12 protein-coding genes are annotated in these 10,626 nt (G+C 67.2%); 3 read left to right on the top strand and 9 right to left on the bottom strand.

Features of this window, described 5'->3' with window-relative positions:
* Positions 1 to 473: 473 nt before the first annotated feature.
* The 4 genes from dxs to B4A39_RS02695 all read right to left on the bottom strand — a co-directional run bounded on the left by dxs (position 474) and on the right by B4A39_RS02695 (position 4,318).
* Positions 474 to 2,384, bottom strand: coding sequence for a 1-deoxy-D-xylulose-5-phosphate synthase (gene dxs, locus B4A39_RS02710; protein ID WP_292032992.1), 1,911 nt, complete (start codon positions 2,382 to 2,384; stop codon positions 474 to 476).
* Positions 2,385 to 2,449: 65 nt separating this feature from the next.
* Positions 2,450 to 3,322, bottom strand: a complete 873-nt coding sequence (locus B4A39_RS02705) for a polyprenyl synthetase family protein (protein WP_292033315.1) — start codon at positions 3,320 to 3,322, stop codon at positions 2,450 to 2,452.
* 49 nt (positions 3,323 to 3,371) lie between these two features.
* Positions 3,372 to 3,629 (bottom strand): exodeoxyribonuclease VII small subunit, encoded by a 258-nt coding sequence (locus B4A39_RS02700; protein WP_105563889.1) that lies wholly within the window; start codon positions 3,627 to 3,629, stop codon positions 3,372 to 3,374.
* 50 nt (positions 3,630 to 3,679) lie between these two features.
* Positions 3,680 to 4,318, bottom strand: coding sequence for a histidine phosphatase family protein (locus B4A39_RS02695; RefSeq protein WP_292032986.1), 639 nt, complete (start codon positions 4,316 to 4,318; stop codon positions 3,680 to 3,682).
* A gap of 220 nt (positions 4,319 to 4,538) precedes the next feature.
* On the opposite strand from B4A39_RS02695, the gene B4A39_RS02690 reads away from it, so the two are divergent.
* Genes B4A39_RS02690 through B4A39_RS02680 form a run of 3 tightly spaced genes read left to right on the top strand, consistent with a single transcriptional unit; the run spans position 4,539 to position 6,809 of the window.
* Positions 4,539 to 5,066: a GNAT family N-acetyltransferase gene (locus tag B4A39_RS02690; protein WP_292032985.1), complete on the top strand. Its 528-nt coding sequence runs from the start codon at positions 4,539 to 4,541 to the stop codon at positions 5,064 to 5,066.
* Between the two features lie 20 nt (positions 5,067 to 5,086).
* The gene (locus tag B4A39_RS02685) at positions 5,087 to 6,265 is read left to right on the top strand and encodes a vWA domain-containing protein (RefSeq protein WP_292032983.1); all 1,179 of its coding nucleotides are present in this window, start codon (positions 5,087 to 5,089) and stop codon (positions 6,263 to 6,265) included.
* A 40-nt stretch (positions 6,266 to 6,305) separates the two neighbouring features.
* Complete coding sequence (locus B4A39_RS02680) at positions 6,306 to 6,809, top strand: hypothetical protein (RefSeq protein WP_292032981.1); 504 nt, start codon at positions 6,306 to 6,308, stop codon at positions 6,807 to 6,809.
* A gap of 61 nt (positions 6,810 to 6,870) precedes the next feature.
* Here the strand turns inward: B4A39_RS02680 and B4A39_RS02675 are convergent, their stop codons facing one another.
* From B4A39_RS02675 to B4A39_RS02655, 5 genes are all read right to left on the bottom strand, one after another.
* Positions 6,871 to 7,053, bottom strand: a complete 183-nt coding sequence (locus B4A39_RS02675) for a CsbD family protein (RefSeq protein ID WP_292032979.1) — start codon at positions 7,051 to 7,053, stop codon at positions 6,871 to 6,873.
* Between the two features lie 75 nt (positions 7,054 to 7,128).
* Complete coding sequence (locus B4A39_RS02670; RefSeq protein ID WP_292032978.1) at positions 7,129 to 7,575, bottom strand: NUDIX domain-containing protein; 447 nt, start codon at positions 7,573 to 7,575, stop codon at positions 7,129 to 7,131.
* A 40-nt stretch (positions 7,576 to 7,615) separates the two neighbouring features.
* Positions 7,616 to 8,656, bottom strand: coding sequence for a sensor histidine kinase (locus B4A39_RS02665; RefSeq protein ID WP_292032977.1), 1,041 nt, complete (start codon positions 8,654 to 8,656; stop codon positions 7,616 to 7,618).
* 5 nt (positions 8,657 to 8,661) lie between these two features.
* Entirely contained in the window at positions 8,662 to 9,084 is a 423-nt protein-coding gene (locus tag B4A39_RS02660; RefSeq protein WP_292032975.1) for a response regulator, read from the bottom strand.
* Positions 9,081 to 10,613, bottom strand: coding sequence for a sensor histidine kinase (locus B4A39_RS02655; RefSeq protein ID WP_292032973.1), 1,533 nt, complete (start codon positions 10,611 to 10,613; stop codon positions 9,081 to 9,083). The genes B4A39_RS02660 and B4A39_RS02655 overlap by 4 nt, the downstream gene beginning before the upstream one ends.
* Positions 10,614 to 10,626: the final 13 nt, after the last annotated feature.

Genomic DNA, 10,626 nt, shown 5'->3' with positions numbered 1-10,626 from the left:
AACGCGCGTTCGCGCTGCTTGAGACCACGTCATGCGCTGTCCTGAGACGTCGCATGGAGAACCGTCCGCGCTCCGTCGCCGCCTTCCGCTGGGCTCCTGCCCTTGTCCGGCGCGCGCGATGGAAGACGAGCAGTTCGACAAGACCCCCGTTCTCTCCGCCCCCGTCGCCGCTTCGGTTCGCCGGCCGAGCGAGCCCTCCCTTGCGACGGGACGGGATTAGCATGGGGGATGTCGAGGGTGCGGCGCGTGGATTGGGGCCGGCGCCGGTCAATGCCGCTGATTTTCAGGGATTGGCGACGGGTGATGCGCGCACTGTTCCCTTCTCCCCTTGCGGGAAAAGGTGGGCCCGAAGGGCTCGGATGAGGGGGTGCTGGCGGCTGGATGAGAGCCGGTGGTCGGCAGGCGTCGCGAGACCCCTCATCCGTCAGCCTCCGGCTGCCACCTTCTCCCGCAAGGGGAGAAGGCCATCAAGGTTACGCCCGCACCGCCCGGCTGGCGTCTACGCCGAGGGCGGTCAGGGCGGTCGCCGCGATGTGATCGGCGTCGAGGCCGGCCTGGGCGTACATGATCTCGGGCTTGTCCTGGTCCTGGAAGACGTCGGGCAGGGTCAGCGTGCGGATTTTCAGACCCGAATCCAGCGCGCCCTTCTCGGCCAGCAGTTGCAGGACGAAGGCGCCGAAGCCGCCCATCGCCCCCTCTTCCACCGTGACCAGGCATTCGTGCTCGCGCGCCAGGCGCAGGATCATGTCGGCGTCCAGCGGTTTGGCGAAGCGGGCGTCCGCGACGGTGGCCGAGACGCCGCGTGCGGCCAGCAGGTCGGCGGCTTTCAGCGATTCCTGCAGGCGGGTGCCCAGCGACAGGATGGCGACCGACGTGCCTTCGCGGACGATGCGCCCCTTGCCGATTTCCAGCGGGGCGGCCAGTTCGGGAATCTCCACGCCGACGCCGTCGCCGCGCGGATATCTGAACGCCGAAGGGCGGTCGTCGATGGCCAGGGAGGTCGAGATCATGGCGGCCAGTTCGGCCTCGTCAGCGGCGGCCATCAGCACCATGCCGGGCAGAGCCCCCATGAAACCGATGTCGAAGCTGCCCGCATGGGTCGCGCCGTCGGCGCCGACCAGACCTGCCCGGTCCATGGCGAAGCGCACCGGCAGGGACTGGATGGCCACGTCGTGGACGACCTGGTCATAGCCGCGCTGCAGGAAGGTCGAATAGATGGCGCAGACCGGCTTCATCCCGTCAGCCGCCAGACCGGCGGCGAAGGTAACGGCGTGCTGCTCGGCGATGCCGACGTCGAAGGTGCGGTCCGGGAAGGCCTGACCGAACAGGTCCAGCCCGGTGCCGGTCGGCATGGCGGCGGTGATGGCCACGATGCTGGGATCGATCTGCGCGTGCTTGATCAGCTCTGTGCCGAAGACCTTGGTGTAGCTGGGGGCGTTGGAGACCGACTTGGCCTGCTTGCCCGAGACCACGTCGAACTTGACCACGCCGTGATACTTGTCGGCGCTGTTCTCGGCCGGGGCGTAGCCCTTGCCCTTCTGCGTGACGACGTGGACCAGCACCGGACGGTCGGTGATAGCGGCCGCATTCTTCAGGATCGGGACCAGATTCTCCATGTCGTGACCGTCGATCGGCCCGATGTAGTAGAAGCCCAGCTCCTCGAAGAAGGTGCCGCCGACGATCATGCCGCGGGCGTATTCCTCGGCCTTGCGCGCCGCGTCGCGGAAGGGGCGCGGCATGTGGTCGACGAACTTCTTTCCGACCTTGCGGATGTTCTGATAGGCGCCGCCCGAGACCTGTTTGGCCAGATAGGCGCTCATGCCGCCGACGGGCGGGGCGATCGACATGTCGTTGTCGTTCAGGATGACCATCAACTGGCCGTTGGTGGCCTCGGCGGCGTTGTTCATCGCCTCATAGGCCATGCCCGCCGACATGGAGCCGTCGCCGATGACGGCCACGACGCGGTTCTTCTCGCCCTTGGCGTCGCGGGCGGCGGCGAAGCCCAGCGCCGCCGAAATCGAGGTCGAGGCGTGGGCCGCGCCGAAGGGGTCGTATTCGCTCTCGGCCCGCTTGGTGAAGCCCGACAGGCCGCCGCCCTGGCGCAGGGTGCGGATGCGGTCGCGGCGCCCGGTCAGGATCTTGTGCGGATAGCACTGATGGCCGACGTCCCAGATCAGGATGTCCTTCGGCGTCTCGAACACATGGTGCAGGGCGACCGTCAGCTCGACCACGCCCAGCGCCGAGCCCAGGTGGCCGCCGGTGACGGAGACGGCGTCGATGGTCTCGGTCCGCACGTCGTCGGCCAACTGCTTCAGCCGCGCGATGTCGAACCCGCGCATGTCGGCGGGAACGGTGACGGTGTCGAGAACGGGGGTGTCGGGCATAGGGATCGGGGGCCTTTGACGCAGGACGTCATTCAGTAACCCGCGGGCGGCGGGCGCGTTTCCTATCAGGACCGGCGTTTGAGCACAAAGTCCACGCTGGCCTTGAGGATTTCGGCCTCATGGCCGAACAGGTCAAGGTGCGAGCGGGCCTGATCGGCCAGGTGCGCGACCCTCTGTCGCGCCGCATCGACGCCCAACAGGGTGACGAAGTTGGTCTTGCCCAGCGCGGCGTCCTTGCCGCCCGCGGCCTTGCCCATCTCCTCGGCCGAACCTTCCGCGTCCAGAACATCGTCGATGATCTGATAGGCCAGGCCAACATCATGGGCGAAGCTGGTCAGGGCGTGCCAGGCGTCCTCGCCCCCGCGCGAGATGATCAACGGGATCTCGAAGGCGTAGGCGAACAGGGCGCCGGTCTTCAGGCGCTGCATCCGGGCGACGCCGCCAAGGTCGTCGCGCACGCCCAGGAGGTCGATCATCTGGCCGCCAGCCATGCCGCGCGCCCCGGAGGCGAAGGACAGCCGCCGCGCCAGCTCGCAGCGCACGCCAGCGTCGTCGTGGGTGTCTTCGTCCAGGATGATGTCGAAGGCGGCGGTCTGAAGCGCGTCGCCGGCCAGAATCGCGGTCGCCTCATCATAGGCGATGTGCAGAGTCGGACGGCCGCGCCGCACGTCGTCGTCGTCCATGGCCGGCAGATCGTCATGCACCAGGGAATAGGCGTGGACGCATTCCAGGGCGCAGGCCGCGCGCAGGACGGCGCGCTCATCGACCTCCAGCATCCGGCCGGCCTCGATGGCGAAGAAGGGACGCAGGCGCTTGCCCGGTCCGAGCGCCGCATAGCGCATGGCCTCGGTCAGCCGGGCCTCGGGGCCGTCGGCGCGGGGCAGCAGTTCGTCGAGGGCGACAGTGACCAGATCGGCGATTTCGGCCACCCGGTCGATGACGGCCTGTTCCGGAGAGTTGGCGGCGAGCAGGGTCACAGTCTGGCCGTCAGCCGAACTCGGCCGGTTCGACGCCCTTGGCCTGACCGTCGGCGCCGACGACGATCTTCTCGACGCGCAGTTGGGCGGCCTTGAGCCGAGCCTCGCAATGCGCCTTGAGACGCGCCCCCTCTTCATACAGGGCGATGGATTCTTCCAGGGGGGCCTGACCCGACTCCAGTCGCGAGACGATGCCCTCCAGACGGGACAGGGCGTCCTCGAAGCTGAGATCGGCGGAAACGGCGGGGGAGGCGGAGGCGTCGGTCATGATGCGGGCAACCTAGAGACGCCCGCGCGGCGCATCAACGACGAAAGGCGTCAGCGCTTCTCGTAGCGACGTTGTGACCAGTATTTGAAGCCCTGGTTGTGGGCCAGACGCCAGCCGTGCAGCTTCAGCTTCTGGCCGACCATGTGGTTGAAGTAGCCGTGGGCCAGCACCAGGACGTCGTGCCCCTCCGACGCTCGGGCGATCAGGATGCGAGCGGCCTGATCGGCCCGAACCTCGGCCTCGGCGCGGGTTTCCTGGCCTTCGTGGTGGTTGAAGACATGCCACCAGAAGCGCGAAATCACGCCCCAGTAGCGTGGCGACAGCTTGATCCACGACGGGAAATGCGGCGGCGGCAGAGGGGCCTCGATAAACAGGGCGTCGACCAGGACCTCGCGGTCGCGGGCCACGGCGCGAGCCGTTTCCTGGGCGCGCCGACGCGACGAGGCGTAGATGGCGCCCGCGCCCTCGGCGGCGCTCAACAGGGTCTGCGGCGGCGTCTGGCCGGCGCGCAAGCCGCCGACTTCGTAGCGTCCCCACCAGTCGCGATATTCGTCCGAACTGATCAGGCATTTACGCGACAGGGCGGGCTCGCCATGGCGCGCCAGAATGATCGCGCCGAACACCGGCTCCGCCTGAACGGCGCGGGGCGCCTCAGAAGGCGTGGATGCAACGGATTCGGTGTGGGTCATGAGAGCGGGAGACGTCATAGCACGGGGAGCGGCCTGTGAAATCAAGGCTTTGGCGTCCCTCAATCCCCCCGATTGCGGTTGACGAGGCCAGCGTTTTGTCGACCCCTTGGACTATGGTCGTAGCCCCCGGCGCGCGCCCCTGCAACCACCAAGCGATGACAGCCTCGCGAGCGCCCTGCCCGCTCTCGACCGCCGGGTCGCTCGGCGCTATGGCCGGGACATGACCGAGCCCGTGATCCGCCCCGCCCGACCCGACGACGCCGCCGCCCTGGCCGCGCTGGGTCGACAGACCTTTGTGGACACCTTTGTCGAGGGTTTCGGCATCCCCTACCCCGCCGACGACCTGGCCGCCTTCCTCGACAAGAGCTTCAGCGTCGAGACCCTCCAGACCAAACTGGCCGAACCCGGCGCCGCCTGGTGGGTGGCCGACCGCGACGGCGAGATTCTGGGTTTCGCCAACACCGGGCCGAACACCCTGCCCCATCCCGACGCCCATTCGGGCGACGTCGAGCTGCGCCGCCTCTACATCAGCCGCGACGCGCAGGGTCTGGGCCTGGGAACGAAGCTGCTGAAGCTGGCGCTGGAATGGATGGAGGCCAATACCGACGGCCCCCTGTGGATCGGCGTGTGGAGCGGCAACGAAAAGGCCCGGAAGCTCTACGCCGCCTACGGCTTCGAGAAGGCGGGCGAGTACGATTACCCGGTCGGCGCCTGGAACGACCACGAGTTCATCTTGCGGCGCGGCTGATCGCGGCCCAGTCTGAGCCTATGCTCCTGCCCTTCTTCACCGCCCTGCGCGAAGCCCGTGTTCCGGTTTCGCTGAAGGAATGGCTCCATCTGATGGAGGCCATGGACAAGGACGTGGCGGGGCGGGACGTCGAGGCCTTCTACCACCTGTCGCGGGCGGTGCTGGTCAAGGACGAGAAGCACTATGATCGGTTCGATCAGGTCTTCGGCAAGGTGTTCAAGGGGTTGGAGACGGTCGGCGCGGGCGAGGACCTGACCACCGACATTCCCGAGGACTGGCTGCGGCTGCTGACCGAGAAGTTCCTGACCGACGAGGAAAAGGCCCAGATCGAGGCGCTGGGCGGCTTCGACAAGCTGATGGAGACGCTGAAGCAGCGCCTGGAGGAGCAGAAGGGCCGCCACGAAGGCGGCAACCGCTGGATCGGCACGGGCGGGACCAGCCCCTTCGGCCACGGCGGCTATAATCCTGAAGGCGTGCGCATCGGCGGGCCCGGCAAGCAGGGCCGCGCGGTCAAGGTCTGGGAGAAGCGCGAATACAGGAACCTGGACGACACGGTCGAACTGGGCACCCGCAACATCAAGGTCGCCCTGCGCCGTCTACGCCGGTTCGCGCGTGAAGGCGCGGCCGACGAGCTGGACATGGACGGCACCATCGACGGCACGGCGCGTCAGGGCTGGCTGGATATCCAGATGCGGCCCGAGCGGCGCAATACGATCAAGGTCCTGCTGTTCCTCGACATCGGCGGCTCGATGGATGGCCATATCAAGCTGTGCGAGGAGCTGTTCTCGGCGGCCAAGACCGAGTTCAAGAACCTGGAGTTCTTCTACTTCCACAACTGCCTCTATGAAGGGGTGTGGAAGGACAATCGGCGGCGGCACAGCGAGAAGATCCCGACCTGGGACGTGCTGAACAAATATCCCGGCGACTGGCGCGCCATCTTCGTCGGCGACGCCACCATGAGCCCCTATGAGATCACCATGCCGGGCGGTTCGGTCGAGCACTGGAACGAGGAGGCCGGCGCCGTCTGGCTGAAACGCGCCCGCCAGCAATGGGACAAGTCGGTCTGGCTGAACCCCGTCACCGAGCGCTACTGGAGCTATACCCAGTCGGTCGGCCTGATCCGGGAGGTCATGGACCAACGAATGTATCCCCTGACGCTGGACGGGCTGGACAAGGCCATGCGGGCGCTGACACGGTAGAGGTCTGAGCCGGGAAGGCTTCACATCAAGGAGGGACGCGATGACGACGGCTCTGCTTTTCGCTCTGGCGCTGCAACAGGCCACGCCGGTCGTGATCTGGTCCGACGATCCCCCCGCCCCCGTCGAAGAGATCGCCGAGGCGACCCCCGCCCCCGTCCTGACCGCCCACGCCCTGGCCGACCCCTATGGTTGGGAGCGGTCCCAGTGCAGCCCCTTCATTCGCAAGGATGAACCGCTGGAGCATTGCCAGGCGCGGGTCAGGGTGACGTTGGCCGCCGCCATGGGCGATCGCCTGCCTGATGGTCTGCGCCCCTCTGCGGCGCTGGAAAACTGCACGCCCGGCACGGCGGCGAACGGCTATGCCATGCAGTGCGGGCCCCGGCCGGTCGCCGCGCTCGGCACGCCCGCGCCGCAGGAAAAGGTCTGCGACAGCCGTCCCCAGCGCACGCCCAGCGGCGCACTCGCCTTCAACAGCGACTGTCGCCCGGCGGCGGGCGAACAGCGTGAGCCGGAGGGCCTGCGTATCCGCCTGGGCGGCGACTGATCCGCGCATGAAAAAGCCGTCGCCCTTTTCGGGCGACGGCCTGATCGGTGCAAACGGGCGTTTAGTGTTTGCCGTCGCGCAGGGTGTCCTTGAGGCCGCCCACGGCGTTCTGGACCTTGCCTTCGACCTGATCGGCGCGGCCTTCGGCCTTCAGTTTTTCGTCGCCGGTCACCTTGCCGGCGGCTTCCTTGATCTTGCCGCCCATGTTCTTGGCGGCGCCCTCGATACGGTCTTGATCCGGCATAGGAAACTCCATGTTGGGACGCCGCCCACCTGACGGCGCTCGACAGAAACAACCGTTCGCCGCCGTCCAGGTTCCCTAGATTTTCGACCTCAGCCATCTGGCCACCGCCCAGGCGTGCGCTTCGTGGCGCAGGCGCGACACGGCCTCCAACGGGTCCAGCCAGACCAGCTCATGGTCGGCTTCGCATTGCGCCGAGGCGTCGAAGCCGGTGATGCGCGCGGTCCAGAACCCGCCAGCGTTGTTGACCGGAGAACCGTCCGTCTTACGGAAATACTGGGCGGCTTCGACCAGACGATCCTCGGGTTGGATAATCAGCCCCGTCTCTTCTGCAAACTCGCGGACCAGGGCCTGCTGCTCGCTTTCCTCGCCATCGACGGCGCCGCCAGGCAGATCGAAGTAGCTGCCCTCGCCCCGGTCCACGCGGACGCAGGCCAGTCGCCCTTCACGCTCAGCCAGACCAAAGGCGGCGGGGCGATGAATGTAATCGAGGCCCGGACGGGCCGTTCCAAACTGAAGCTTCATCGCGGCAGACTAACGCGTCTGTCCGAGGGTGCGAAAGACCCTAAAGATCAAAGACCAGTCGCGCTCGCACGCCCGGATGATCGGCGTCGAACTCAACCGCCGAACGCAGCCCCCCGGCCATGGCCGATACGATCTTCGAGCCCAGGCCAGTGCCCTTTGGCGTACCGTCGCCCAGACCGGGACCGTCGTCCTCGACCGTCAGGATAGCCCGCCCTTCGACGGCGCCCTCCAGCACCACACGGATTTCACCGCCCTCGCCCGGCGCGTAGGCGTATTTGACGGCGTTGGTGACCAGTTCGGTGACGATGACGCCGAGGGACACGGCCTGATCGGTGGTGACGCGCATCGGCTCGGCCCGCAGCGCCAGCCGCGGCGAGCCGTCGCCGGGCCCGACGGACTTGCCCAGCTCCTCGACCAGCCCCGCCAGATACTCATCCATCGCCACGGTCCCGAGATCGGACGATGTGTAGAGACGACGGTGGACGTGGGCCACGGCCTCGATGCGAACCTGGGCCTCGCGCAGGGCCGAACGGGCCCCCTCGTCCGCCAGCTGGCGCAGCTGCAGGGAGATGAAGCTGGACACCAGTTGCAGGGAGTTGCCGACCCGGTGATTGACCTCGCGCAGCATGGCCTCGGCGCGGTCGCGGGCCAGGCGGACCTCTTCCTGGACCGCCTCGTTCTCACGCTCCAGGCGGCGGCGCAGAAGGGCGTCCTCGACCGCCGATCGCAGCAGGGCGGTGAAGTCCTCGGACACGTCCTTGATGACGTAGTCGGCCGCGCCGGCGCGCAGGGCGGCCACGGCGATGCGCCCGTCCTGAGCCCCGGTGACATAGACCACCGGCGGCGGCGTCGGCAGGGCCAGGATGTCCGGCAGGACGTCCAGCCCCTCGCGCCCCGGCATGTAGTGATCCAGGGCGCAGATGTCGAACTGCCCCGCCTGAAGGGCCTCATAGCCGGCGTCGGCGTCCGGCGCGCAGGTCACCGTGTAGCCGTGACGGCCCAGCTCCTTCTGGACGAGCCGGGACAGTCCGCGGTCGTCGTCGATATAGAGCAGGCGAATGGGAGCAGCCGCTTCGGTCACGCCGCTCAGATCTCCGGCGCCTGCATCACGGACAGGAACAGGCCCAGCTGGCGGATCGCCCCCGCGAAGGCTTCGTAGTCGACCGGCTTGGTGATGTAGACATTGCAGCCGAGGTCGTAGCAGCGCTGGATCTCGGCCCGGTCGTCGGTGGTGGTCAGGACCACGACCGGCGCACGCCGCAGCCGCTCGTCCGACTTGACCTTTTCCAGGATGTCCGTGCCCGACATATCGGGCAAGTTCAGGTCGAGCAGGATCAGCAGCGGACCATTGGCGCGAACCTCCTCGCTGAACAGATAGTCCAGCGCGGCGTCGCCGTGATCGAAGTGGGCGATGTCGTTGCCGATATTGGCGCGCCGGATGTTCTTCTCGATCAGCTTGGCGTGGCCGTGGTCGTCCTCGACCATGACGATCTTCACCGAGTGGCTCACAAACGGTCTCCTTGGTCGCCCAGCGTGATCAGTCGTGTGGGGAATTTCAGATGGAAAGTCGAGCCTTGTCCAAGTTCTGACTCGACTTCGATGGAGCCGCCGAGGCGACGCACGCTGTTGCGCACGAAGGCCAGACCGAGGCCCTCGCCGGGCTGGTCCTGCCGCCCGGCGCGTCGGAACAGCTCGAAGATGCGCTCGTGATCGCGCGCCGACACGCCGCGGCCGTTGTCGATGATGCGATAGGATATCCATCCGCCCGGCGTCTCCTCGCCCTCGACCACGATCTGGATCGGGCGGCCCGGCTGCTGATACTTGACGGCGTTGTCGATCAGGTTGCCGAAGATCTGTTCGATCGACAGGCGGTCGCTTTCCAGTTCCGGCAGGGTCTGCACCGTGATGGAGCCGCCGACTTCGACGACCTGGTGGCTGACGCTGTCGGCGATGGCGTGCACCAGTTCGGTCATGGGCAGGACCTCGGGCACGAGGCCCCTGCGCCCCTCGCGCGACAGACGCAGGATCGCCTTGATCAGACCGTCCATCTTGGTCGTCGACGCGCGGATGAAGTTCACGGCTTCCGGCACGTCCTCGCGCACGGCGCGAATGGATTCCGGGTCGATGGCGCCGGGATGAGACTGATCCAGCCTGGTCAGCTCTTCGTCTACCGCCTTACCGACCTGCTCGAGTTCCGAGGTGTAGCCCATGACATTGACCAGAGGCGACCGCAGGTCATGGCTGACGATATAGGCGAAGCGCTGGATCTCCTCGTTGGCGCGGGTCAGTTCGGCGGTGCGGTCGCGCACCTTGTTTTCCAGACCGGCGTTGACGCGATCGAGTTCGAAATGCGCCGTCTGGATTTCCTCGACGTAGCGGCGCACCAGCCAGACACTGATCCCCGCCAGGATCAGGATCAACAAGCCGGCGAGGGCGTTGACGGACACGGTCACCGCCGACGCCCATTCCGACTGACGCGTGCGCTCCACCAGCCGCTGCGCCTGAACAGCGTCGATGGCCGTCAGCTCGACGCGCATGGCGTCCATCAGCGCCTTGCCCCGCCCCCCGCGGATCAGGGAGACCGCCTCGCCGATCCGCCCGGTGCGCGTCAGGTCGATGGTCCGATCCATCAGCGCCATACGCTCCTGATAGTAGGTCTGCACCCGCGCCACCCGGGGCGTAAGTTCCGGGTCGTCTCCGATCAGACCGTCCAGCCGCGCCAGGACATCGGGCAAGGCGGCGACAGCCCGATCGTGGACGTTCAGATATTCGGTTCGCGCGGTCAGCATGAAGCCTCGCTGACCCGTCTCGGCGTCGATCAGCAGGCTCAGCACGTCCTTGGCCGCCAGACGAACCTGCTGGCTGTGATCGACCGTGTCGTTATAGGCGGTCGTGCGCTGGATCATGACGAAGGTGGCGGCGTTCACCGCCAGCAGCAGCAGGATGGCCAGCGCCAGCAAGGCGATGATCGAACGACTGAGGGTCGGCGTGCGCAGGAAGGCGCCAAAGGTGCGCAGGGCCGGCCGGATGCGTTTCATGTCCGCCAGCTTA

Origin of the sequence: Brevundimonas sp. UBA4553 (genome assembly GCF_002387245.1) — a bacterium.
GTDB lineage: Bacteria > Pseudomonadota > Alphaproteobacteria > Caulobacterales > Caulobacteraceae > Brevundimonas.
This window is presented reverse-complemented; position numbering and strand designations above follow the sequence as displayed.

What these genes read in the sequence shown, in the direction of transcription:
- dxs (WP_292032992.1), bottom strand. Translation starts at nt 2,384, where the DNA reads ATGCCCGACACCCCCGTTCTCGACACCGTCACCGTTCCCGCCGACATG.
- B4A39_RS02700 (WP_105563889.1), bottom strand. Translation starts at nt 3,629, where the DNA reads ATGACCGACGCCTCCGCCTCCCCCGCCGTTTCCGCCGATCTCAGCTTC.
- B4A39_RS02695 (WP_292032986.1), bottom strand. Translation starts at nt 4,318, where the DNA reads ATGACCCACACCGAATCCGTTGCATCCACGCCTTCTGAGGCGCCCCGC.
- B4A39_RS02690 (WP_292032985.1), top strand. Translation starts at nt 4,539, where the DNA reads ATGACCGAGCCCGTGATCCGCCCCGCCCGACCCGACGACGCCGCCGCC.
- B4A39_RS02685 (WP_292032983.1), top strand. Translation starts at nt 5,087, where the DNA reads ATGCTCCTGCCCTTCTTCACCGCCCTGCGCGAAGCCCGTGTTCCGGTT.
- B4A39_RS02680 (WP_292032981.1), top strand. Translation starts at nt 6,306, where the DNA reads ATGACGACGGCTCTGCTTTTCGCTCTGGCGCTGCAACAGGCCACGCCG.
- B4A39_RS02675 (WP_292032979.1), bottom strand. Translation starts at nt 7,053, where the DNA reads ATGCCGGATCAAGACCGTATCGAGGGCGCCGCCAAGAACATGGGCGGC.
- B4A39_RS02670 (WP_292032978.1), bottom strand. Translation starts at nt 7,575, where the DNA reads ATGAAGCTTCAGTTTGGAACGGCCCGTCCGGGCCTCGATTACATTCAT.
- B4A39_RS02655 (WP_292032973.1), bottom strand. Translation starts at nt 10,613, where the DNA reads ATGAAACGCATCCGGCCGGCCCTGCGCACCTTTGGCGCCTTCCTGCGC.